This is a genomic window from Leptospira kobayashii (genome assembly GCF_003114835.2).
GTDB lineage: Bacteria > Spirochaetota > Leptospiria > Leptospirales > Leptospiraceae > Leptospira_A > Leptospira_A kobayashii.
This window is the reverse complement of the sequence record NZ_AP025028.1, coordinates 1,055,615-1,079,590: the sequence shown is the minus strand read 5'-3', so window position 1 is coordinate 1,079,590 and position 23,976 is coordinate 1,055,615. Positions and strand designations below refer to the sequence as shown.

The window sequence follows — 23,976 nt, the reverse complement described above, 5'->3', positions numbered from 1 at the left end:
GATCCGTCCCGGGAAAGATTCCATTGCCTTAAGTCTAAAACCCCGGATTCGATTTTCGGGGAGGGTTTGGATGCAATTTGTAAACAGCTAAAGGAAAATGAAACAATCGCGAGAAAGAGAAGGGGCATGCGGAGAGCATTACAATATAGTTTGGATTAATTGCAATTCAAATTATCTTTCTTATGTCTAGGGATTCTCCCTAGAGAAATTTATAAAGTTCGGTATCTAAGGAAACGACCGAAATCCAACTAACAAATCATTTACGATAAGATCAGTCTTCAAGCCCGGTAAGGATCGGACAATCCGGTCGATTGTCCCCATGACAATTTTTTGTTAAATGTTTTAACGTGGACACCATCGCTTGCAACTCCTGGATTTTGGTTTCCATATCTTTTAAATGATGCATGGCAAGTGCCTTTACCTGCGAGCTTGCCCTTGATTTATTGCGCCAAAGACTGACTAATTTTTTAATATCCTGCAAAGGAAAACCCAGGTTTCTCGCCTTCTTTACGAATTTCAAAATATGTGCATCGCTCTCGGAATAAACCCGATAACCCGACTCCGCACGAAACGCTTTAGGGATGAGTCCGATCGATTCATAATGACGAACCATTTTGGAATTGATTCCCGATACCTTTGCTACTTCTCCGATATTCACGATCTATCTCCCCGATTTTCCAACAAATAGATTTTTACAACCTTCCTATCATTAGAAGGTTTGTAAGAATAATTAAATCTTTTTTTTTCAAAAACCATACTTTTTTTCCATATCCTCTTGACCTTCCCATGATGGGAAGGTTGAGAATTGAATCAAACAATTCATAGACCAAGGAGATTATCTTATGAAAATTATAAACCATCCTGCTTTCCTTATAGCAATGATGATAGCAAGTATTACGGGAAATCTTGCTGCTCACGGGGAAAACAAACCAGGTCCCAACGGAGGACAAATCCGAATGCCGGGAGCATTTCATACCGAATTAATTTCCTTAGGAGATAAAAAATTCAAACTGTTATTACTAGATCTCAATTTCGAGAATCCGATTACTAAAAATTCTAGTGTAAATGTGGCGATTCAGTCCAATGGTAGAAGGGAAAATCTGAAATGCGAAACTCATCCGGATCATTTTTACTGCTTTGGAAACGAGAAACCTATCGAGAAGGATGCGAAATTAATCGTGAGCTCTTCCCGCGAAAATGCGAAAGGAATCGAAGTGATATATCCCCTTCCTTTCCGATTTATAGAAAAACAAAATCATAAACACTGAAAGGAGATTCTTTTATGGAAAGTTCTGAAAAACAAACAAACGTTACCCTGGATCTCTACGGAATGACATGTGCCAACTGTGCTCTTCGGATTGAAAGAGGATTACAAAAGACTCCTGGGATCACGGAAGCAAGAGTCAATTTTGCAATGGAAACCGCATTTGTGAAACATGGCCCTGAGGTTGCAAATGAAGACCTGCTTAAAATAGTAGAGTCTTTGGGTTATAAAGCAGCAAAACACAATTCATCCGATCCGTCATCTCATGAATCGGAACAGGAAAAAGAAAAGAACCGGTTGAAGATTCGTTTTTTCATATCGTGCCTTTTTTCCATTCCCCTACTTTATACGATGGTAGGTCATTTCAAAGCACTATCCTGGATTCCGATTCCCGGTTGGTTGTTATCCCCTTTCTTTCAACTTGCACTTGCTACACCGATCCAATTCTGGATCGGTTTTCCTTTTTACAAAGGAGCTTATCGTTCTCTGAAAAACAAAATGGCCAATATGGATGTTTTAGTTGCATTGGGAACTTCGGCGGCATTCGGCTATAGTTTGGCGATGACCGTACTTTGGTATCTACAGACAAATTCGAATCCGATTCACGCGGAACATTCATCTCTACCTCATTTATATTATGAAACCTCGGCAGTGCTTCTGACTTTTCTATTGGGCGGAAAACTATTAGAAACAATTGCAAAACACAAAAGTTCATTGGCAATTAAATCTCTGTTAGGTCTCAAACCCAATTTCGCTTCCGTTAAAAAAGGAAATTCGTTTGAAGAAGTTCCCGCAGAATTTTTAAAGCCCGGTGACATCATTCAAATCCGTCCGGGAGAAAAAATCCCGGCGGACGGGATCGTTACGGAAGGGCATTCGGACACCAACGAATCTATGTTAACCGGAGAAAGTTTTCCCGTTGAAAAAAAGATAGGCGACTCCGTTCTCGGAGGAACGATCAACGGAAACGGTTCCTTGCTTTTCAAAGCAACAAAAGTGGGAGACCAAACCGTTTTATCCTCCATCATTCGATCCGTTGAGGAGGCGCAAACCTCTAAAGCACCCATTCAAAAATTGGCGGATCGTATTTCATCCGTATTTGTTCCGATAGTCGTATGTATCGCAGCGATAGATTTTCTAATTTGTTTTTTCTATTTGGAACCCGGAAATATAGGATCCGCTCTGGAAAAAGCGATTGCGGTTCTTGTCATAGCATGTCCTTGTGCCTTGGGGCTAGCCACACCTGTATCTTTGTTAGTTGGAACAACAAGAGCCGCAAAATCGGGGATTCTAATCCGAGATGCGGAAAGTTTGGAAACCGCAGCCCACTTGAAAGTATTGGCATTTGACAAAACGGGAACTTTGACGGAAGGAAGTCCGATTGTCACCGATTACAAAACGTTCGGAGACGAAGAACGGTCGATTCTCTCGAAATTTGCTTCTGCGGAATCTACCTCCGAACATCCGTTAGCAAAATCAATCGTAGAATTTATAAAGTCCAAAGGGATAAATATGCTTTTACCGAAAGATTTTCAGTCGGTTCCCGGAGGAGGAATTCGGGCTAGAGTTGAAGACGATTTCATATTGGCCGGAAAATTGGATTATCTTTTGGAAAGTGGCGGCAAACCGCCCGAAGAACTTCTGGAAATCGGTAAATCCTGGGAAGAAAAAGGGAAGTCGATCGTCTGGGGTAAATTAGACGGTTCCAAGTCCTCATGGATTTTATTTGCCTTGGAAGACAAAATCAAAGAATCAAGCAAAATAGCAATACGTGATCTAAAAGAACTTGGCATCGAACCAGTGTTATTGACCGGAGATTTGAAAAAAATTGCAAAGTTAGTTGCTGATCAAGTGGGGATTACTAAAATCCACGCATCTTTAAGCCCGAATGAAAAATTGGATCTTATTTCCGATTTTCAAAATTCAATCGGAGCGACAGGGATGGCGGGAGACGGAATCAATGATGCTCCGGCTCTTGCTAAAGCTGACGTCGGTTTTGCGATGGGAAACGGAACAGATATTGCAATGGAAACTGCTGGAATCGTAATCGTAAAAGGCGATTTACAAAGATTAGTTGAATCTATCAGAATCAGTAAAGCGACCGTTCGAAACATCAAACAAAATCTATTCTGGGCATTCGCCTACAATGCCATTGGAATTCCTGTTGCCGCCTCGGGTTTGCTTGCTCCTTGGGTAGCGGGCCTCGCCATGGCCTTGAGTTCCGTATCTGTCGTATTGAATGCTCTTCGGCTGAGAGGAAGGAAAGAGACATAATTCGCAAGGGGGAATGGGGAGCCCCCGCCCTATATCAACTGGGTGGGGAGGAGCGGTTCGTGGGAAGCCGCTCCCCAAACCCCTACCACAACATCGCAAATTTCACAAACCCATTTCCACTTCCCGGTAAAATAATTCTAAAAAGTTCGCCTTTTTGCCGGAGATTACCGGAATTTCTTATTTTAAATCCGATTGACTTTTAAAATTTCCAGGTCAATTTATTTCTCCAATTCCCAACCAGAGGTTTTCATGGAAAATATCCGCTTATCTGCCATTCTGTTTTTTGCTTTTTTCATTTCAAATCTGCAATTTGCAGAAGAAAATACAGCTCCGAAACAACCACCTATCTCTGGTTATTACATAATACTGTATAAAGGTTATTCCATCAATCTGGATGTAACATACAACGGTTATACGGTATCAAGTTCGAAAGACACCGATATTTCCGGTCAAGCGGATGTAAACTTTTGGACTGTTCCCGGGAAAAACGAAATCAAAATCAAAATTTCTCCACGCAAAGGCAAAAAAGAAGATTCCTTTGGTAAAAAAGCATCCATTCGTTTACTCGTCGGACAACAAGGCCAATTCCCTGACGAAGGAGAAGAAATTACAAATTTCGAATGGGAAGAAAAAGAAGATTCTGTTTTGCCCTTGGAGAAAACGATCGAGTTTACTCCCCCCTTTCTTCCTCCATCTAACCTTTGGAAGTCGGCGGAAAAAATAGAATGGAACTCCGATACCAAAAAGTCCGCTTTGGAATTCGTTGACTCCTTCTCAAAGGCATTAAACAGTAAAGATCCCAAACAGATATATCCGTTTATCGAGTTCCGCGCCAAAGACACTTCCGAAACCAGGTATTTTCCTTACCAACCGGAAGAGGAAAAAAAGGCGTTGGAAGGAATGATCAAGGCAATCGGATCCAGCTGGAAACTGGAAAAGAAAAATGTAAAATTCGGAACCATCTGCAACGGGATGATTGGCATATTAACAACCGCTAAAGGAGATCCCATCCTCACAGCTAAAAAAGGAGCCGCCTTACCTCTCAATTTGGGAAAAATTGCGGGGAAATGGGTGATTGTTCGATAATTTCCCGATCTCTTTATCCCGGAAAAAAGTTTCCGGGATTTAAGGCAATGTTGTATCACCAAGCGCTTGTTTAATTTCCTTCATTTGAATTTCCTTTCCCCGAAAGAAAATTTTTGCATTTGCAGAAAAGACTCCGCCTGATAACGATTTTCCTTTCAAACATTTGAGCAAACAGGCTTCCAAATCCTTTTTCAAATCCATCGCAGAATGAATATTTTGCGATTTCAATTGCCCTCCGCTTCCCCCGAAAATTGCGGTTTCAAAAAATTCGGATACCCTGGAAATTCCGAACAAACTTTCCCAATCCAATCCCCAAAATTCGTTTAAGTAAAGATAGGCGGCCTCCACTTCTTTTCTCAGTTCCTCGGAGGGATTCATTCTCCAAGAAATAAGAGGGTTCATTAGAGCGTTGAAAATTACATTCAGAAAGGTAGTATCCCACAAGTTGGAAAACCGGGAATCCTCCGCGCGAAGGAGTGCATTGAATTCCAATTCTGTCAGGGAACGCGCTTCCTTCATTTGTTTTTGCATTCGCTGAAAATAATGTTCCATCTGAGGATTGGAAACAACCCCCTTTCCATCGGAAGAAAAATCACTTCCGCTTTGGAGCATTTTTTCCAATCCGTTCCGCATTACTTCCATTAAATGAGATCTGGACATCTCCAAAAATAAGTCTTCCTCTTCCAGTTTACACAAAAACTCAGGGCCTGTCTTACTTTCCTTTTCCAACTGAAATACTCTCTCATAGACGATTTTGGTTTCGGATAAATTTACATCTTTAGGCAAAGACTCATAAGCAAGATGATATCCTTTTGCAATCTCCGATGGTGTGGGGATCGTAGTTCTTTTGGGAGATAATTTGGATTGTTCCAATGCCAATTTGCTATAATAACCGATGATTCGATTGAAATAATCTTTGGCTGATGCTTTTTCCATAAACTCGGTATACGAATTTTTCTCCGCCAGTTCTTCCATATCTCGTATCAAAGCCTCAACTTCCGAAACGATCTTATTTTCTTTGGGAAGTAGATCGAGATAAGGATTGATCCCCGCTTTATATCCGTCTATTAAGCCGCGCAAACCTTCTTCCATCTAACCTGTGCTCCCTATGATTTCTTCGAATATTCGTTTCAATTGAAACAATTTGTCCTTCGGAAATACGTTTATATATACATAAGGTTTTTGAAAAAAAGATTCAAAACCGAAATCCGGATCAGAGTTTTTGATTTTCTCCCATTCTTCCCGAACTAGTGCGGCAAAATGAAGTTTATCTTTTTTTTCCGGTTTGATTTGCAACTCCACTAGATAATTTAAAAATAAACATGCTGAGTTCAACCGTTCCGAAGCGGTATTTTCCAATTTGATTCCGATGGGAAGTTTCGTAGCCAAATCACTGTAAGTTTGACACGATTTTGCAATCGTATATTTATTGTTTGCTGATTCGGAAAATTCTTTCAAACCGACGGATTCATAAAGTTCGATGATGGATTTATAACGATCCAGATGTTCGGAACGTGCCACAGGAAAAAAATCGGCAAACTCTCCCAGTCGTTCCAGATACTCTTCATAAGACCCTCCCTCTTTGGCAAATAGGATGATTTTTTCATAAATCGGAATTTGATAGGAATTCAATTCAGGACTTTTTTTCAATTTGGAAAGTCTAGACTCCAAATAACGTATATGATACGACATTTCTTCGGAAAGCATCGGTTTTCTCCTTTAAACAATAGGAATCTTTGCCAATTCCTGGAATTCGTCCCATTGATAGATCGTAGTTTTGGGAACGGAAGTAATTTCTTCGGTCAAGGCGACTTGTGCTATCGCCTTCCCCAAATCGGAAACAAGCACTCCACGCAAACTAGAAAATCCGCCGAAAAACAAAGGACTTATTTTCGGCCAGAGAAATAAAAACACAGCTTGTATTTTTCCGTAACGATTGCTAGGTGTCAGTATCATGGAAGGCCTGAACAAACTTAAAACATCGAATTGTAATGCGCGAAGCCCTTCTTCAATTTCACCTTTGGTCTTCAAATAAAAAGAGGAAGATTTTTTATTGGCTCCCACCGATCCTAAAAGTAAAAAATGTCTTATACCTTGCGATTTGCACGTTTTGGCAAAATCCAAGACCGCATCTTTATCAATTCTAACATACTCTTCCCGACTCACCTTGGAAGGTTCACCGACACCGAATGTGCATATTGCGGTTTCATGTTCGGGAAGGTAATCCGAATACGAGGAAGGATTCAAAATATCGATGTTATGCTGGATAAGGTTAATCGAATTTGGCAGATTTGTTATTTCTATTCTTTTTCTACCTAAAAAAGTCAAATGAGATACTTTGCTTGAAGAAAACAATGTTTTCCAAGTCTCCGTTCCCACAGCACCGGAGGCACCTAGCATCAAGATTCTCTTTTTTCCACTCATGACGGAAATCCTTCCTTTTACTTCGATTGAAATTCAATGGACAAGAAAATCTATCTCTCTTAAGATTTTATGTCAAGAGTATATCAGGTCTATGAATTTTAGAGTTTCTTACTTTTGGGTCGTTCTTTTCTTATTCGGTTGGTGCGTTTGCTCTCTTTATGGAGAAGAGAATGGGGTGGAAAACACAGTTAAAAAAGAAAAGACATCTTCGTTTGAATTACTTCTCAAAAGACAAACTTATGATTTCGCTCCTTACGAATATACTTCCCTGACAAAAAATCCTCCCCCTAACCAAACTTCCAATACGGGAAAACTCAGCCAAAATTCCAAAGTACTGATACCCTTTGTATTCAGTTACGAAAACTATAAAAAAAATTACAGACTGGAAATTTCCTATTTTGAAATGGAAATCGTAAACCCGAATAGTCTCGTTTTACGAACCGACGGAAACCAAATCTCAATGACCAGAGAATATTTAAAGCCCGTCACACGATCAGAATTAAAAGCAAACGCCTATCTTAAGTTTCCCTTCGGGAAAGATTGGAACTTTTATTCGGGAGGCGGGATTCGAAATATCAATAAATACAAATACGGAAATTACTTAGGCGAAGGAGCCTTTCAGGAATATTTTTTCACATACGGACCGCAGCTTTCGATCAAATCCGTTTATTCCATCACTTCCGAAATTCAATTTTCCGTCGGTTTGGATGGATTTTATACGCAAGGAAACCGCTTTGTAAAAGATCCGATTTTGAATTCACAGACATTCACTCTTCCCATAGACACGGCAGGAACGGAAGGAATCTATCGCGGTTATGAATTGGATCTATCTTTGAGCTACCGGTTTGCCGAAAATTTTAAGTTCTATATCGGATACAACCGGATTGAATCCAAGTTCAGTTATCTTCATTTTCACCAAATTAATGTTAACTATTCTAATTCTCAGTGGAATGGAAATGATTTTTCCCTATCCGGCTTCCCTTCCATTTCCAAGCCTATTCAATCGGGAAATTTCGAGACTCTAAAAGGATTTTATTTGGGAGGTTCCGTTCATTTCTAAAAATGCGAATTTTTAGAAAACCCGTTCGATTTTTTTTACTCCTCTGTCACAAACCCACAAACCGCTTTCGTCTTCCTTTCAGGAAAATACAATGAACCCAAGATTTAATCACACAAAAGCTTATCCTGAAGCATTTCAAACTATGCTGAAAAACGAAGAATTTGCGCAAAAAAGCGGAATCGAACCGAAACTCTATGAGCTCATCAAAATCCGTGTTTCTCAAATCAACGGCTGTGCCTTTTGTTTAGACATGCATACATCGGACACTAGAAAGGCGGGCGAAGAAGAAAAAAGAATCTATCTACTCAATGCCTGGAGAGAAGCATCCTTTTATTCGGATAAAGAAAAAGCGGCATTGGAGCTTGCGGAAGAAGTGACTTTAATTTCCAAAAACGGAGTTAGTGACGCATGTTATGAAAAAGTAAGGAAACATTTCGACGAACGCGAGTTTGTTTCTCTTATCTTTCTCATAAACACAATCAATTCCTGGAATCGAATTGCCGTATCTACCGGTATGGGAGTGTAGATTTAGTTTTTACTCATCAAGAGCAACTCTTGCGATTGTTTTCGGATGGAATGGATATTGTCCTCCAGATCGCGGGAAGCTCTTGATATTTCGTTTACTTCCGCTTCCAAAGATTGAATTCCTTTGCTCGCTTCCTTTTGACCTTGGATCTGTTCCGTAGTACTGACCGATATACTGGAGGAAAGTGCATCAATATCGGAAAGTTCCAATAAAAAATTTTCTATAATCCGTTTTTGTTTGTCATACATTTGATTCATCTCTGTGATTTTGTCCAAGGTATGGATGAGTTTGCCTATTTGCGAATTAGTCAAATTACCCGTGCTAGTGGATGCACTTGTAGCTTCACGGATATAGGTTCTGGATTCGGCTACGACAGTCGCAATGATTTTCGCATTTTTTGCGGTGAAATCGGCTAATTTACTGACTTCCGTAGCAACTACCGCAAAACCACGACCTACATCTCCGGCCCGCGCCGCTTCAATAGAAGCATTTAATGCGAGTAAGTTGGTCTTGTCTCCGATTTCCGCCATGATTTTATTGATCTCATCCACTTTATCGAACGATGAATGAATCGATTCCAAAAACCGACTGGTCTTTTCGGAAACTTGAGCTACGTTTTCCGTATCAGCCTTGTTTTCTTCGGCGATTTTCACCAAATCCTTGCTATACTGAAAAATAGTTTCTACAATCGACTTCAACTCTTTGGAATCTATTGATAATTTTTTCACCTTTTGGTTTTGATCTTCAATAGAATTGGAGTTGGAAATAAATGAACTGGAAAGTTCTTCGATGACAGCAGTGATTTCTTCGAGCGAGGCTGCTTGCGATTCCAATTTGTTGGAAGTGTTGGATACGTAATTACTAAAGGCACCGATGGAATGTTCCAACTGTTCCGCAGAGTTTTTAATGATATCCCTGTTTGCGTTATTATTATCCAATAATTTTTTCGCCTCTTCCGCTTTGACAGAACCTATTCTTCCTATCTTATTGAACAAATTTACGAGTATGGATACAATCAATCCGCCGGTGAAAATAAAAATAGGTTTTAAGATCTCGGTAGAAAGTCCCGCATAACCTGGTTTTGACGAAAGATCAGGTTTGTCCGTGAGCTGAATTCCCCCGATCTTCACTGCAACAAAAAGTCCGATACTTGCACCTAAGGCTCCCACAATGGATGTGACCAAGACAAACCGTTTGTCCCCTAAAAATCCGGAATAACTTAAGATAAAAAAATAAATGAAATAAACAACAATATTGGACAAAGCCGATTTCGCTTCGACTGTTCCGAGTGCCGAATCCAAAATGATTGTAAGAGAAAGAATGATGATATCCGAAATCACGAGTGATTTGTGAAACCAATCGGGAGGATTCCCTTTTTTTTGCCAGACATAGGATACCAGGCAATAAATTGCCATGATCACCGTTCCCCAACTATGTATTTGGAACATAACCGGCTGAAATGCATCTTTAGCGCCTGCCAAAGATAATGTGAAAAGAATCACCAGCCCAAAACGGATTCGATTGATAATGATTTTTCCCTTAATCCATAAATCTTCGATCTGTTCTATCTGTGCGTGCAAATTTTACCTACCTTAACTGCCCCACGGGCAAAAGAAAAATAAGACATTAGTGGATCATTTACCCTGGCCCATTTGCAATCAATAATTTATATTCCGGTTTTTACTTTACGATTCAAATCTAGGATTTATCCTATGCTTTCACAAGTTACCTTCATGAATTTTTATTTGGATATACGCACCTTATACTTTTGTTATGCCACGATCTGCGGGCTTGCCTTCCTTTTGCTTTGGAGCATGCTCGAAACTAAAAAAAGGTATGAAGGTGTTTCCACATGGCTCTTTGGAATTTTATTTCTGACGCTCGGTTCACTTCTCGCGGGATTAAAAGATATCATTCCCGATTACATCTCCTATATCGGCGGCAATACATTCATTTTAGTTAGTTTTACTTTTACAACAAATGGGATTCAAAAACTGAAAGAGTCCAAGCTCCCTACCTGGCCCACCTATTTGATACTTACGCTTGGGATCATTACTTTTGTGACAGTAACAAATACGAACGCCAAAACGAAATTGATCAGTTTCTCTTCCTTCGGAATGATCGCAAGTATCTGGCAGGCGTTTGTTTGTTTGCACCCTTCCGGTAAAAATTATACGATCACAAAAACAATCGGAATAGGAATGGGAGTCTTATCTATAACATTTATACTGCGACTGTTTAATTATTATAGTATAAACGAATCGGAAACGGATTATCTGCATATGGGATCTTCCCAAGGTATCTATCTCCTCATAACAATGGCGGTTATATTTTTACTTATCGTTACATTTATCTTGCTTGTAAACAAACGTTTGGAAACGGAACTCATTGATGCAAATGCAATGAAGAATACTTTGTTTTCCGTAATCGGACACGATCTGCGCGGTTCGATCGGAGGACTCAAAACTTCTTTGGAGATTCTTTCCGAAGAGTCAAAATCGGATATGTTACCTTCCATGGCGGATGAAGCAAGTCGCAGTTTTCTACTATTGGAAAGTCTTCTGGCTTGGGCAAAAAATCAAAAGAATCAACTTCATTTGCAATATTCCGAAAACAATCTGGAGGACCTTGTTTCCGAATCCATACGTCATCACGAAAAACAGGCGTTACACAAACACCTTTCCATAAAAAAGGAATTAAAGGATGAATTCGTATTTTGTGACAGACAAACCGTCACTACAATCCTAAGAAATTTGATTTCCAATGCGATTAAATTTTCTCCGGAAGGAAAAGAGATACGGATCAGGACTTCACATGAAAAAGATTTCGGAGTTGTATCCATTTCCAATTGTGGAACCGGACTCAGCGAAACGATTATGCAGAACATAATCAAGGGAAAATCCGTCATTTCCCAAGCTGGTACTATAGGAGAGTTAGGTACTGGATTCGGACTTTCATTGTGCAGAGAGTTTGCAAATCTGAATAAAGGATCTCTTCGGATAGAAGTGAGCGAATCCACGGGAAATACAATTTCGATTTTACTTCCTTTGAAACAGGAAAGCCATTCAGGCAGCTAAACGGATATTACAACATAACCCTAATTAGGTTTCAATTCTTTCTTGATCTTAGGAATTTCATAAGCGCAAATGGAATATAACATTTTTTTATCAATATATTCATAAGCACGGGCGAGATCTTTCGCCCAAAAGGAATCGATTTTATCCCAAGGAACTTTCGGATATTTTAATTTTTCGGATTGAGGGATCTTCAAGGATTCCTTATGAATCATTCCCAAAAACTGTTCCGCATAATAGGCATCGTCGTTTTCATCGGAAAATTCCTGGATTTGATTTTTATAGATAAAATTTTCCAATTCGCCGCAAAAGAAAATCAACTCAGAAAACATAATTCAATCCCCACCTCATTGTTCTTTTTATGGAAAATGCCAATTCTTGCCGAACCTGAGAAAAATTTTCATTGAACGGAACAAACCGATTGATACAATTTTTCCATTCGATTCGCCATGCAAAACAGTAACACGACTCAGAACGTTTTTCCTAAAATCGCCATCCTGGGAATGGGCGCAATCACTCTAAGCATTGCACGCGCTTTATCCCGTAATAAAGTTCCCTATTTTGTTCTCACGAGGGATGCAAAAAGAAAATCGGAATTACTCACGAACCCGCTTTGGTACCGTTTCGGTTCCGGGGAAACAGAACCTATTTCCTTCGAAGGGATAACTTCTTCCTTAGAGGAAACAAAAGATAACTTTGATTATATCATCTTAGGAGCCAAATCGGCGAACCTGGAAGAATCCATTCAAAAATCCCTGCCTCTGTTAGCAAAAGGGGGTAGATTTGTACTGATCCAAAACGGTTTTCCCGAAGAAATAGTCTCCGTTAACGCAGATCAAATATTAGGCGGTGTTGTAGGATGGAATACGCAAAAACTATCCGACGGAGTTTACTTTCAATCGAATGCGGGAGCGTTGATCCTTGGTGGTGCCGACGAAACCAGCCCGGAATCATTTTGGAAACAAGCTCTTGAACCTTATATCCCGGTGATCCTCACCTCCAATTTGAAAGGTTTCCGATGGCATAAATTGGGAATCAATTCGGTGATCAACGGCCTTTCCGCAAGTTGTCAGCTGACTTTGGGAGAATTGTTCTTCAAAAAATCGGGAAGATCCGCAGCCATTCGTGTTTTGACCGAAGTGCGCAATATCATAGAAAAAATAGGGATCAAGGAAGAAGTAGTTCCGGGATCGGTATCCGTAGGAAAATTAGGCAACGGAAAAGGTGCTCTTCCTTTCTTACTAAGGCATATCATCCTACTTGCAATCGGGATCAAATACTATCGTATCCGAACTTCCATGGTACAGGACTTAGACGCCGGGCGCAAAACGGAGATAGACGAACTCAACGGACAGATTGTAACAAAATCCAAAAAATGGGGAATCATTACTCCGGTAAATGAAGCAATTGTAAAAAAAATCAAAAGCCTGGAAGAAGGAAAAGACAAACCCGCAATCTCATTTCTGGAAGAGCTTGCCCGTATGTAACAATCAAACGATCATATACAAACGAAAAATTATCTTCGTTTGCAGTTGTCGGGCAAGTACTGACTCAAATAGGCAATCGTTGCTTTTTTAGTTTCTTCCACCATCCAAAAAGTCAGGTCGCCGTAACTTCTGTAAGAATGTTTGAGAAGAGAATCAGCAATGGAAAAAGCGACTGCGAACACTTGGTCCGCGTCCTTCCATGAAGGAATCACAAATCTTTCATCCAATCCGGCTCTTGCCAAATTAGCAAGCCTTGCATCCAACTCCTGTCCCACTTGGCGCATTTCCGGGTGACTCACCCGGTAACCGTAAATCAATCGGGGAAACGCTTTTTCTTTTTTGGTGACTTCGACTCCGACTTCAATCGATCTTTCAATATAATCTTTCCATGTAACAAACGTTTCATTTTTAAGGGATACGGATTTTTCTATCAGAATTTCCGCATGGAGTAATCTGATTCCGTGAAATATGGCTTCCACGTTGGGAAAAAAATGATATGCGGAGGGCCTAGGGATTTTTGCTTTTTTACAAATATCAGCAAAACTGATTTCTTCGGGAGATTTTTCCCTTAAAAATTCGAGTGCAATCGTCAGCAATTGAGTGCGTCGGTTTCTTCCTTGGCGGCTTGTAAACTTGAAAGGCCGGGAAGCGAGCTCAGGGGATAACGATGCGTCGACCAATTTATCCATACGATCAGACTCATTTGGAATCTTTCCCAGTCAATCCGTATCAAAAAGAAAAAACTCCTGACCTTAAAAAAGGTCAGGAAAAAAATCATTTCTTATTGTACTAAGAAACTATTTGTAACACCCTGATAGGAAGAAATTGCTCCCGTCCAACCGGATTTCCAATGCCCTCTGTGACGGATTCGGTAAGTACCGGTAGGAAAAGAAGCCGTTTTCCAAGTAACGGTTACTTTTGAATAAGCGATTCCGTCTCTTTGCCATTTGTATGTGGTGCTCGGGTCAAGATCACGGACTACTGTCACCCAAGTCGATCCGTTCCATTTTTCCACATCCACGAAACTACTTTTGGTAAGAAGGTTGTTTTTAGGATGCCCTCCCCAAAAAACAGCCGTTACAGTAGCACCGCTCGAATAGGAAGGAGAGGTTTGAGTAAATACATCTCCGAAGCTTTTAAACAAAGGAATATCATCGAATACGACTCCTGTTTGAAAAGTTGCCTGATAATTCGTTAGATCCGGAGGAGTTGGTCCAGGGGAAACCGCCGTACCTTGGCGCAAAGCAATCGCGAGTTTATCGAATTCCTGCTCGTAACCGTACAAAGTGTTCGGTCCGAATTGAGTGGACGCACCTTCATACTGTTGGGAAGAATACTCTTCTCTTGTCGTCAAATAAGATGTATAAGAGTTGGAAAGTCCTGCGATGACGGTATACCCTACTCCGTTCAACTCATTTGCGACAACGGAACGAAGTCTGCGTCCTGCCATCGTGGATACTTCCGCCGGAACTCCCAAAATAGCGAGATTTCCGATCTTTATGATTTGTAACGGGATGATGGGAGGAGTCCAAGGATTTCCATCGAAGGTTGCGACACCGGTAGGAATAAGAACCGGTTTTTCCGCATGACAGGTTTTATACGATTCACTGACGGAAGCAGGCCAAAAAATCCCCAATGCACCGCCTAGAAAACTGGAAAGAAATGCAGATCTTGCATCTTCATTCCAATCCAGAGAATCCACAGTGACCCCTTCATCGAAAAAGTCTACTGATACCGCATTGTCTTCCGTACTCCCTGCTGAAAAGGATGCCCCCATTCCGGCTGGGCATGTGGTAGTCCCCACGGAACCGACGTATAGATTGGAAAAATTCACATAACTATGACGGAAATCGACAGAACCTGTCAATTGAGTCGTAGCATTCGAGTAAAGGGAAAGCGCTTTGTTGAATTGTTTTGAAGCAATGATGTTTTGTCTTTCGTAATCATTAACCCCGTCCGCAGGCCCCCATAGATTGGGAGTTACGTCCCCCGCATTCGATTGTGCGAAAGCCGCAACAAACGTATTGTCGGAAGAATAATTGGTTCCTTTTAATTTTTCAAACGTATAAGATGCCAATCCCTTATTGTCACCACCTATCAGTTTGTTTGTTGGTCCTACGTTCGTAGGATGGACTGCAAACCAATTCACAGTTCCTATTTCGCGACCGTCTTCCGCCACAAGCTTAAGTAAGGTCATAGTGGTATCTACATTGGAAGAATAACTATTTCTTTCACCAAGAGGATTTTTGTCATAAGCGACCGGAGATCTATTCTTACTAGCATCTGTTAACTCTCCTTGACTTACGAAAACTTTTCCGGGAACCAGATTTTTATGAGCCAATTTGATGGAGCGGTATATTCCATCCACAATCACATCGTAGTTTTGTTTGATAAATCCCGATGTGGTCACATTGTATAAAAAGTAATGAGAGTATCCCCCAGGCCCGCTATGTGTATGAGTCGCGGAAAGTAAAACATTGGATTCATTATAATAAGGAGAAAGTTCGGAATCCGAAGCGATCTTACGACTAACACCTTGTTTTACGGACTGAAAAATCATCGCCAAATCCGCACTTACAAATACCACTCGTTTGGAAGCATCCCCGATGATAAAGGCTCTGGACCAAAGACGCATATAAATCCCTTCCGTCTTTTGCGCCGACTCCGCAAATCCCATCATCCCTACTTCCGCAGCGGGACCAGTGATATCATAGATTCCCGATCCTACCAGATAAGGTGAAGAGCCGAGGGAAACCGCCTTTGTGGTACCTCCCACATTTCCGGATACACCATCCAGGGAAGCGCTGCTTCCGGTTTCCGCGAGGCCAAGCAGATGGGACTGAGAAGTCTTTTTGTCCGAACAAGTCAGAACAAAAAATGCGACTGTTAGATAGATGATCCCTCGGACGAGAGGGTGTTGTTTAGAATTCATATGCAATCTCCAAATTTTGATTTCTTAAATGGTTGTTTTCGCATTTTCCCACCACACACCGACCCGGGACCAAATTAGGGATAAATACTAAACGATTGGAAAATTATGGCAACAAAAATAACCGACAATTGTCGACTTTTTTCTGATCGCCGTTCTTTAGACAAGAAGTGCAATGAAATGCCTTATTTAAGGTAAGCGAGGGGGTTTAAGATAAGGCCAGGGGGCTTTGGAGGAGAAGTAGAAATCTAAATCATTTTCCGGGAACTTTGTTTCCCGGAAAATATAGCAAAGGAAGATTTCAAAGAGAACTCTTTCTTTTCAGTTTTTATTTTTTTAGTTTATAGCCGGTCTTGAAAATCAACCAAACCAAAATCATACAAACGCTCAAAAACAAAAACACTGCAGCAAGACTTACATAAACGCTCACATCTGAAATTTCATAAAAGCTGTATCTGAATCCGCTTACCAAATAAAGTACCGGATTCAATAGGCAGAGTTTTTGCCAAAAAGGAGGCAACATACTCGCGGAATAAAAGCTTCCTCCCAAAAATACCAAAGGAGTGATCACAAGCATGGGGATGACTTGCAGTTTTTCAAAATTATCCGCCCAGATACCTATGATGAATCCGAACAAACTGAACGAAACAGATGTTAGTATTAAAAACAAAATCATAAGCAAAGGATGCGCGATTTTCAAAGGAACAAACAAAGCCGAAGTAGCAAGCATGATGAGTCCCAGTATCATTGATTTCGTCGCAGCTGCACCGACAAATCCGATCACAACTTCAACCATAGTGACGGGAGCGGAAAGGATTTCGTAAATCGTTCCGGTAAATTTAGGAAAATAAATTCCAAAGGATGCGTTTCCAATACTCTCAGTTAACAGGGATAACATGATCAGCCCGGGGACGATAAAAGATCCGTAAGGAACTCCGTTGACTTCCTGAATTCGGGAACCGATGGCTGCTCCGAATACCACAAAGTAAAGTGATGTAGAGATAACGGGAGAAGCGATGCTTTGCATCAATGTTCTCCAGGTTCTGGACATTTCAAAAACATAGATGGATTTGATTGCGTATAAATTCATTTTTCTTCCTTTACCAATTGAACAAAAATTTCTTCCAAAGTGCTCTGGGTCGTATTTAAATCTTTAAAGGAAATTTTCGCTTTCCTCAAAGTATCCAAAAGGTTTGAAATCCCGTTTTCTTTCGCCCCGGGGTCATAAGTATAAATCAGTTGTTTGCCACCGGAAGCAAGTTCCAGTTCGTATCCTTTCAAAGAAACCGGAAGTTTTTTCAATTCCTTGATCAAATCCAAACTGAGTTGTTTTTTGCCCAATTTCTGCATCAGAAGTTTTTTATCCTCAACAAGTATGATCTCGCCCTTGTTGATCACTGCAATTCGATCTGCGATCTCTTCCGCCTCTTCTATGTAATGAGTTGTTAATATGATGGTCACACCTTGTTTTCGAAGATCACGAACGATATTCCACATATCCTTACGCAATTCCACATCCACGCCCGCAGTCGGTTCATCCAAAAACAAAACCTTCGGTTCATGCGAAAGCGCTTTTGCAATCAGAACCCTTCTTTTCATTCCTCCCGAAAGAGTCATGATCATATCGTCTTTTTTTTCCCAAAGAGAAAGGGACTTCAGTAACTTCTCCAGATAACCCGGATTTGGTGCTTTTCCGAAAAGTCCTCTGGTAAAACTCACCGTAGTCCAAACCGACTCAAAGGAATGAACACTCAACTCCTGGGGAACAAGGCCGATTCTGGAGCGGGTTTCTTTAAAATCCGTGATAATGTTTTTGCCGTCTACAATCACGGAACCTTCACTCGGATTTACGATCCCGCATATAACGGAAATTAGTGTGGTCTTTCCGGCACCGTTGGGTCCCAAAAGAGCGATGATCTCTCCGTCCTCGATTTCCAGATTGACTTTCTTCAAAGCCTGAAATCCCGAAGGATAGGATTTGGAAAGATTAACGACGGAGACTATGGATGGTTTCTGTTTTTTTTGCATAAGTAAAATCCCTATTCCGGGGTTTGATTCTTTTGCCAAAAATAACTTTCTGTTAAAAACGGGCATCCTCATTTTCAGTTCGCAGTTTTTTTGCATGACGTTCATCAGCTCTGATGGAATGTCATCTTATGGATACTCTTACGATCCAAGTCCTGTTGATTTTGACAAATCTTACACTAGGACTATTCCTATTGCTCTTTACCAGAGTTCAAAAATCATACAAAGCATATCAATATTGGGTTTGGTCTCATTTTACATTGGCTTTGGTATATGTTTTTCTCGGTTTAAGAGGGACAATTCCTCCGGTCTACAGCATAATTATAAATAACATATTCCTGATTTTGACGTGTAACTTCCGTATTACGGCCTGTCTTCATTTTTTTCATCATAAGTTACCTTTGAAACTCATTTTGTCTTTCAACTCTCTTTTCTTCGGTTTCATTCTGTATTTCACCTTCGTTCAGGATCTGATCCTGGTTAGGACCTTTGCCGTTAGTTTTGTCGTTTTTACAACATACGGGTGTCTTGCTTGGATCTTACTCAAAAACAGAAACAAAGAAAATTCGGAGATCATCCTATTCAGTACGGTGGTATTTGCTTTTTATCTGATCTTAAATCTATTTCGGATGAGTTATGTTTTTATGGCTCCCAATTTGGTGATCTATAACCAATCTTCCTTATTCAATTCTGTTTATTTTTCCTCTCTACTTATCTTGGAAGTGATTTGGGTGACACTTTTCTTCACATTGACCGGAATTCGTAACCGCCAGGAAATCCGGGAGGCAAAAGAACATTTCGAACAGATATTCCAAACATCTCCGGAAGCGATTCTCATCACACGCCTGTCAGACGGAAAAATCATAAACCTAAACGAAGGATTCGTCAATACAACGGGATATTCTCAGGAAGAAGCGATTGGAAATTCGCCACTGGATCTTTCCATTTGGAAAAACCCCGAAGCTCGAAATCAAATGTTAAATGAACTGAAGGAAAAAGGATATTGCCAGAACGTAGAATTCGAATTCAGAAAGAAAGATAATTCATTATTCACCGGAATTATATCCTCCCGCATTATAACCGTAAGCGGGGAAGAACAGTTGATCAGTATCACAAGGGATATTTCCGATAGAAAGGAAGTCGAGCTGATCATTAAAGAGAAAAACAAAGAACTGAATGAGCTGAACGCAACCAAGGACAAATTTTTTTCCATTATCGCCCATGATTTAAAATCTCCGCTTAGCGGATTTCTCGGGATCACACAGTTGATGTCGGAAGGATCGGGCAAAATAGAACCCGAAGAATTTCACTCTCTTGGAAAATCCCTCCATGAATCCGCAAACAATCTCTACTCTTTATTGGAAAATTTATTGGAATGGTCCAGAATGCAACGAGGTATAATAGAATTCAGACCGGATAAATTAAATCTTTACATGAGTGTCGAAGAAACCCTGACCAATATATACGATTTTTCGAAACAAAAAGGAATACAAATCAGCAACTTGGTTCAAAAAAATATAACGGTCGATGCGGATATATCCATGCTGAATTCCGTATTAAGAAATCTTGTATCCAACAGTGTCAAATTTTCAAATAACGGAAGTTTGGTTGAAATCGGTACGGACTTTTCCGAAAGAAATGAAATAAAAATTTTCGTAAAGGATTCCGGCATCGGAATGAAACCCGAACTTAAGGAACGTCTTTTCCAAATGGATCAGAAAGTAACGAGAAAAGGAACCAGAGGGGAAACTAGCACCGGTTTGGGGCTTTTACTTTGCAAGGAGTTCATGGATCGTCATAACGGAAAGATTTGGGTGGAAAGTATGGAAAACCAGGGCAGCACATTCTGGATTTCTCTACCGATCCTCGGTTAAACGGATCAAACTGGCATATTTTTTTTAATACATAACTTGAATTGATTCGATCGCGATCCTATTAGGATGTATTTTTCTGATATTCGTGGCATAAACCCTTTATTGTTCAAGCAAGGAAAATCGATTCAAAAGCATAGGAAGGATTTCTCAATTGCATTGGGGACGCCAAATCGGTATCGATCTTTATATCGGCCTGTTCTTTCAAACCTATCTTATTTATCTCAACGAAGGATCCATTCTCGCAACAATAGTATGGTTTATTCCGTTGATGGTCTACGGAAATATCATTACTTTGTTATACTGGCTATTAAATGCCGCTCCAATTCTTGAAAAATTTATGCACTGACTTTTATTTTCGGAACCTGTTCAAATTGTACGGCAATTGCAAAAAGGGGATTATCGTATAACAAAGATTATCCATACATAAAACGCCGACAGACGAAATCATCGGTGGTATTTTTACCTACAACTCTATAAAACCGAAGTCCGCTCTCAAAGAAAAGAAATATAATTGAAAAATATTTTTCGAAAGTTTGTTAGAGAAAGTAGCCTATGAAAGAAACAAAAGAAAAACCATTTCAAAAAAACGACTTATACTCCGGAAGATTGACGGAAATCATCACAGATCGTATGTTAGTTTATCAATCCCTTCGTGAAAAATTCAAAAAAACGATCGATAAGAAAAAAACAAAACTTACTGAAAGTTTTTTAGATAAATTCCAACAAACATACGGATTCAAGCCGGGAAAAGAAATTCTGGAATGGGAAAATGCAAGAACCGCTTATGCGGAGATTATGTACAATGTTCCGGATATTTGGAATATGATTGATCATGGTTCCTTTGGTTCCGAAGAAGAAGAGGAATATTATGATGATTACAAACCCGTCTCCGTTCAAGATTTACTGAAAAAGAAAGATCTTAAATCCAATTTGGAATGGATGATCGGGACTTATCCCGGGCTTATGTTTTTACTCAACGGTTCCTATCAATTTGCTTCGGACGGAGGAGGAGATACTTGTTGGATCAATTTGCTGCCTAACGAAAAAGAATCCGTTGAAGTCAATAAGTACAATCATGAGATCGGGGAATTGGAAGATGATCCTTATTATTCCATCTCACATTTCATAGCTAGTAATTGGATGAATGACTCGGAAGAAGATGAGGATGATGACGGCTACGAAGATGAGGATTCGGAAGAAAACGGACAACCGAAACCGAAAGAGTCTCTCATTAAATCAATGATGGAAAAAAGCACTCTTAAGAATTTTGAAAAGGAAGCGGCCAAGATTTACGAAAAGAAAAGTTTTTATACGAAATCTCTGGACCTATTCGAAAGATCTTCCTGGTTACTCGGACATTCCTACGGAGATCCTGCATTTGCTTTTGCGGAAAAATTGGCAACAGCTCCTTCATACAAGAATTGGGAGGAAGAAAAAGAACTGATCAAAGAAGTTCCTACGCTTGCAGCCTATTGGATATTAGCTCATTTTTTCATGAAAAATGACAATGCTTGCAGAGAAGCCTGCCAAATCGCGAAATCTACATCCGGGAAAATGATACCATTGTTAGCTGATCTTGTTTTGAATTATCTGAATGGCAAATCGAAAAATTTTAACAATATCCCTTCTAAAAAAATCGAAGAAATACGTAATCTGACATTTCGAAATTCCGATCCGAAACATATAGAACCGCAAAACAAAAAACTTTATTCCGATGCATTGGGTCTATCTTCCATCAAAACTCTTTCTAAAAAAGAATTGGAGATAAAATTAAAAAACGGAGAAGAACCTCTCCGGATCATGTCCGAATTTCCGGAAGATGTTGCGACTCACGATTTACTACTGAAAGAGATAGGAAAAAATGATCCGGATTTTTCCAAGCTGGTAGAAGAATACTTCAAAGAAAGAACGGATGATTCCTACAATGAATGGCCGTATAGAAAGGAAAGATTGGATCAAAGATTATCTTTACCTGTTTCCGCGGCATTCAGACAAGGACTCAAATATGATTCCGATAACAAAAAATCATTTTGCGGAATCACTCGCACCTTAGGTAAGTTTGACGATGATCATGCAATGGCAGCTTTTCGGGATGCCATCCGAAAATTAAAACAAGATGATCCTAGATTGGAATATGTCGTAAGTGATTTGATCTCCAGTGAACACGAAGAATCCCATTCCATTTTGGCCGAAGCATCCTGGAAAGTATTTTCAACTATGGACAGTGTGCTTGAAAAAAAAGAGAAAGTTACGAAAGAAGGCCCCAACCTGAACAATATTTTTACGGTATACAGCCATTTGACCCAAGCACTTCAGGAAAGAATTCTGGTAGCGGATGAAGAATCTGCCAAACTCTGCGATAAAGTATTATCCTACAAAGAAAATCTCAATGTATTCGGGATTAGCATAGGTTATGCGTTCGCCGTCTCCGCAAAACTCGGACTCAAACATCATTTGGAAACCGTGCAAAGATATTTGCAAGCAGGGGTCGAAATCAAAGGAGGACATGATAGAAGTTCCTACTTGGATCTTACAATTCTGATCAATCTTTCGGAAGCAGCAATTGCATGGGTAAACATGGATCCCATTTCCGCCAAACAAGGACTTTATGAATTATTTGCTCTTGCGAAAAAAAACGATTCCCCTAGCATCAGTATCGATTTGCAGGCTTGTTTATTATCCGGTTTACTTCTTTTGGAACCGGAAAAGGAAGATTGGCTGGAACTTGCAAATCGAATCTTAGGAAACCGAGGAGACCAAGTAAGGGTTTACGGACCAATTCGTGCCATCGGAAAGACCAAAATCCAATCTTTCAAACAACATCTGATTCATCATATTTATGCCGATCCGAAACCAATGGTTGATTATTCATGGACTTACATCGAACATGCTGCAAGAATCACCTGGGAGCAGCTAACAGGAGAAAATGCGATTCCTTACGATGATTCCGATCAGTATGCAAGTTCAGTTTCCAAAAACCCGGAACTGCTTCCCGAAGCGATCTTACATCCGGAGAAATACAGTGTCCAACATGTATTTGCGAAGATCAAAGAAAAGAATTTCAAACACGAAGATGTGATCAAATACGGGGGTCCTTGGCTTTTGGAATCCTTACGTTATTCGTTAGACGAATACAAATATGCGGGAGAATACGACCGATGGGAAGCAGTGAAAGCGCTTTTCCTCCAAGGAAGACATTCACTTACCTACTTTGCACAAGTTCTGGATCTTCCCTATGCTTCCCCCTCCTGGAAATTACATATGTTGCAACTCATGAGAGTGATGGAACCGGAGGCTAGAAAATGGGAAAAAGTAATTTCCATGACTCTTCAGGAGATCAGATCTATTTTGGAAAACCCTAGTTTTGATTGGATTGCATGGATTGATCTATTATGTGTTAGGTTGTATTTATCGGATAAAGAAAATTCTTTTGAGACAATACTCGGTGCGGTCAAGAAAAGGCTAGCAATTGCAAATCCTTATTCTTATGCATCTTATGCTTACGAAGAAACATTGGGAATGCGACTTCCCCAACTTCTTAGATGGTTCGGCAAAAAAGGGGACGATTGCATTGAAAAACTTTGGCAGGAGGCACGACCCGGTTCCGAAGTTCGTATTTATTTGGATGAAGCTGCAAAAGCAAAGATAGATCCGAATCAGGAAATCCCCAAGCTTCCCGAAGTCACAGAGAAAGGAATTTATCTCACGGATTATCTGAAAGGTGGAGAGTATGGAATTCATTTTTGGATTCATACGGATGATTCTACGATTAAATTCGGAATCGGTGAATTTCATTTGCAGGGAATTCTAAAGGATTCAAAATCCGAATCGAGTTTTTCCGTCCCAGCGGATGAAAGGGAAGAAAAGTTAAATGCAGTTTGGCAAATGGCCTATCTTTTAGGTTACAGTTTGTCCGCCAAAAAACAAAAGAAGATAAGATGACAAAAGCGGTT

Annotated in this window: 19 protein-coding genes; 9 read left to right on the top strand and 10 right to left on the bottom strand. The window is 40.2% G+C overall.

The features are described from left to right. Nucleotides 1-271 precede the first annotated feature (271 nt). Nucleotides 272-658: a Cu(I)-responsive transcriptional regulator gene (gene cueR / locus DI077_RS04750; protein ID WP_109018615.1), complete on the bottom strand. Its 387-nt coding sequence runs from the start codon at nt 656-658 to the stop codon at nt 272-274. A gap of 184 nt (nt 659-842) precedes the next feature. Here cueR and DI077_RS04745 point away from each other — a divergent pair, with 184 nt between their 5' ends. From DI077_RS04745 to DI077_RS04735, 3 genes are all read left to right on the top strand, one after another. Then, on the top strand, nt 843-1,268 hold the full coding sequence (locus DI077_RS04745; protein ID WP_135354826.1) for a hypothetical protein: 426 nt from the start codon (nt 843-845) through the stop codon (nt 1,266-1,268). Nucleotides 1,269-1,282: 14 nt separating this feature from the next. Next, nucleotides 1,283-3,538, top strand: a complete 2,256-nt coding sequence (locus DI077_RS04740) for a heavy metal translocating P-type ATPase (RefSeq protein ID WP_109018617.1) — start codon at nt 1,283-1,285, stop codon at nt 3,536-3,538. A gap of 249 nt (nt 3,539-3,787) precedes the next feature. Then, the gene (locus DI077_RS04735) at nt 3,788-4,624 is read left to right on the top strand and encodes a hypothetical protein (RefSeq protein WP_242935361.1); all 837 of its coding nucleotides are present in this window, start codon (nt 3,788-3,790) and stop codon (nt 4,622-4,624) included. Between the two features lie 39 nt (nt 4,625-4,663). Here the strand turns inward: DI077_RS04735 and DI077_RS04730 are convergent, their stop codons facing one another. The 3 genes from DI077_RS04730 to DI077_RS04720 are packed head-to-tail and all read right to left on the bottom strand — an operon-like array spanning nt 4,664 to nt 7,048. Continuing rightward, the gene (locus tag DI077_RS04730; RefSeq protein WP_109018618.1) at nt 4,664-5,716 is read right to left on the bottom strand and encodes a hypothetical protein; all 1,053 of its coding nucleotides are present in this window, start codon (nt 5,714-5,716) and stop codon (nt 4,664-4,666) included. After that, nucleotides 5,717-6,331 carry a hypothetical protein gene (locus DI077_RS04725; protein WP_109018619.1) on the bottom strand — a complete coding sequence of 205 codons (615 nt, stop codon included), beginning with the start codon at nt 6,329-6,331 and terminating at the stop codon, nt 5,717-5,719. Nucleotides 6,332-6,343: 12 nt separating this feature from the next. Beyond that, a complete protein-coding gene (locus tag DI077_RS04720; RefSeq protein WP_109018620.1) occupies nt 6,344-7,048 on the bottom strand; it encodes an NAD(P)H-binding protein in 705 nt (234 codons plus the stop codon). A gap of 91 nt (nt 7,049-7,139) precedes the next feature. Here DI077_RS04720 and DI077_RS04715 point away from each other — a divergent pair, with 91 nt between their 5' ends. Both DI077_RS04715 and DI077_RS04710 read left to right on the top strand, forming a co-directional pair. Then, nucleotides 7,140-8,108: an LA_2444/LA_4059 family outer membrane protein gene (locus tag DI077_RS04715; protein WP_109018678.1), complete on the top strand. Its 969-nt coding sequence runs from the start codon at nt 7,140-7,142 to the stop codon at nt 8,106-8,108. 91 nt (nt 8,109-8,199) lie between these two features. After that, entirely contained in the window at nt 8,200-8,634 is a 435-nt protein-coding gene (locus DI077_RS04710) for a carboxymuconolactone decarboxylase family protein (protein ID WP_109018621.1), read from the top strand. Nucleotides 8,635-8,636: 2 nt separating this feature from the next. Here DI077_RS04710 and DI077_RS04705 read toward each other — a convergent pair whose 3' ends face one another. Beyond that, the gene (locus DI077_RS04705; RefSeq protein WP_341461792.1) at nt 8,637-10,214 is read right to left on the bottom strand and encodes a methyl-accepting chemotaxis protein; all 1,578 of its coding nucleotides are present in this window, start codon (nt 10,212-10,214) and stop codon (nt 8,637-8,639) included. Nucleotides 10,215-10,346: 132 nt separating this feature from the next. Between DI077_RS04705 and DI077_RS04700 the strand changes: the two genes are divergently transcribed. Further along, the gene (locus DI077_RS04700; protein WP_109018622.1) at nt 10,347-11,711 is read left to right on the top strand and encodes a sensor histidine kinase; all 1,365 of its coding nucleotides are present in this window, start codon (nt 10,347-10,349) and stop codon (nt 11,709-11,711) included. A 20-nt stretch (nt 11,712-11,731) separates the two neighbouring features. Here the strand turns inward: DI077_RS04700 and DI077_RS04695 are convergent, their stop codons facing one another. Beyond that, nucleotides 11,732-12,040 carry a ribonuclease HepT family protein gene (locus DI077_RS04695; RefSeq protein ID WP_109018623.1) on the bottom strand — a complete coding sequence of 103 codons (309 nt, stop codon included), beginning with the start codon at nt 12,038-12,040 and terminating at the stop codon, nt 11,732-11,734. Between the two features lie 117 nt (nt 12,041-12,157). Between DI077_RS04695 and DI077_RS04690 the strand changes: the two genes are divergently transcribed. Further along, nucleotides 12,158-13,195, top strand: coding sequence for a ketopantoate reductase family protein (locus tag DI077_RS04690; protein ID WP_109018624.1), 1,038 nt, complete (start codon nt 12,158-12,160; stop codon nt 13,193-13,195). Nucleotides 13,196-13,224: 29 nt separating this feature from the next. Here DI077_RS04690 and DI077_RS04685 read toward each other — a convergent pair whose 3' ends face one another. The 4 genes from DI077_RS04685 to DI077_RS04670 all read right to left on the bottom strand — a co-directional run bounded on the left by DI077_RS04685 (nt 13,225) and on the right by DI077_RS04670 (nt 18,152). Further along, entirely contained in the window at nt 13,225-13,884 is a 660-nt protein-coding gene (locus DI077_RS04685; RefSeq protein ID WP_109018625.1) for a TetR/AcrR family transcriptional regulator, read from the bottom strand. 92 nt (nt 13,885-13,976) lie between these two features. Next, complete coding sequence (locus DI077_RS04680; protein WP_109018626.1) at nt 13,977-16,127, bottom strand: neutral/alkaline ceramidase; 2,151 nt, start codon at nt 16,125-16,127, stop codon at nt 13,977-13,979. Between the two features lie 325 nt (nt 16,128-16,452). Then, nucleotides 16,453-17,214 (bottom strand): ABC transporter permease, encoded by a 762-nt coding sequence (locus DI077_RS04675; protein WP_109018627.1) that lies wholly within the window; start codon nt 17,212-17,214, stop codon nt 16,453-16,455. Beyond that, the gene (locus DI077_RS04670; protein ID WP_109018680.1) at nt 17,211-18,152 is read right to left on the bottom strand and encodes an ABC transporter ATP-binding protein; all 942 of its coding nucleotides are present in this window, start codon (nt 18,150-18,152) and stop codon (nt 17,211-17,213) included. The genes DI077_RS04675 and DI077_RS04670 overlap by 4 nt, the downstream gene beginning before the upstream one ends. 398 nt (nt 18,153-18,550) lie before the next feature. Here DI077_RS04670 and DI077_RS04665 point away from each other — a divergent pair, with 398 nt between their 5' ends. Continuing rightward, entirely contained in the window at nt 18,551-20,023 is a 1,473-nt protein-coding gene (locus DI077_RS04665; RefSeq protein ID WP_242935360.1) for a sensor histidine kinase, read from the top strand. A gap of 552 nt (nt 20,024-20,575) precedes the next feature. After that, nucleotides 20,576-23,965, top strand: coding sequence for a hypothetical protein (locus DI077_RS04660; protein WP_109018630.1), 3,390 nt, complete (start codon nt 20,576-20,578; stop codon nt 23,963-23,965). Nucleotides 23,966-23,976 lie beyond the last annotated feature (11 nt).

Excerpts from the sequence above, each read along its gene's own strand:
- DI077_RS04745 (WP_135354826.1), top strand. The coding sequence starts at position 843 with ATGAAAATTATAAACCATCCTGCTTTCCTTATAGCAATGATGATAGCA.
- DI077_RS04740 (WP_109018617.1), top strand. The coding sequence starts at position 1,283 with ATGGAAAGTTCTGAAAAACAAACAAACGTTACCCTGGATCTCTACGGA.
- DI077_RS04735 (WP_242935361.1), top strand. The coding sequence starts at position 3,788 with ATGGAAAATATCCGCTTATCTGCCATTCTGTTTTTTGCTTTTTTCATT.
- DI077_RS04730 (WP_109018618.1), bottom strand. The coding sequence starts at position 5,716 with ATGGAAGAAGGTTTGCGCGGCTTAATAGACGGATATAAAGCGGGGATC.
- DI077_RS04725 (WP_109018619.1), bottom strand. The coding sequence starts at position 6,331 with ATGCTTTCCGAAGAAATGTCGTATCATATACGTTATTTGGAGTCTAGA.
- DI077_RS04720 (WP_109018620.1), bottom strand. The coding sequence starts at position 7,048 with ATGAGTGGAAAAAAGAGAATCTTGATGCTAGGTGCCTCCGGTGCTGTG.
- DI077_RS04715 (WP_109018678.1), top strand. The coding sequence starts at position 7,140 with ATGAATTTTAGAGTTTCTTACTTTTGGGTCGTTCTTTTCTTATTCGGT.
- DI077_RS04710 (WP_109018621.1), top strand. The coding sequence starts at position 8,200 with ATGAACCCAAGATTTAATCACACAAAAGCTTATCCTGAAGCATTTCAA.
- DI077_RS04700 (WP_109018622.1), top strand. The coding sequence starts at position 10,347 with ATGCTTTCACAAGTTACCTTCATGAATTTTTATTTGGATATACGCACC.
- DI077_RS04695 (WP_109018623.1), bottom strand. The coding sequence starts at position 12,040 with ATGTTTTCTGAGTTGATTTTCTTTTGCGGCGAATTGGAAAATTTTATC.
- DI077_RS04690 (WP_109018624.1), top strand. The coding sequence starts at position 12,158 with ATGCAAAACAGTAACACGACTCAGAACGTTTTTCCTAAAATCGCCATC.
- DI077_RS04685 (WP_109018625.1), bottom strand. The coding sequence starts at position 13,884 with ATGGATAAATTGGTCGACGCATCGTTATCCCCTGAGCTCGCTTCCCGG.
- DI077_RS04680 (WP_109018626.1), bottom strand. The coding sequence starts at position 16,127 with ATGAATTCTAAACAACACCCTCTCGTCCGAGGGATCATCTATCTAACA.
- DI077_RS04675 (WP_109018627.1), bottom strand. The coding sequence starts at position 17,214 with ATGAATTTATACGCAATCAAATCCATCTATGTTTTTGAAATGTCCAGA.
- DI077_RS04670 (WP_109018680.1), bottom strand. The coding sequence starts at position 18,152 with ATGCAAAAAAAACAGAAACCATCCATAGTCTCCGTCGTTAATCTTTCC.
- DI077_RS04660 (WP_109018630.1), top strand. The coding sequence starts at position 20,576 with ATGAAAGAAACAAAAGAAAAACCATTTCAAAAAAACGACTTATACTCC.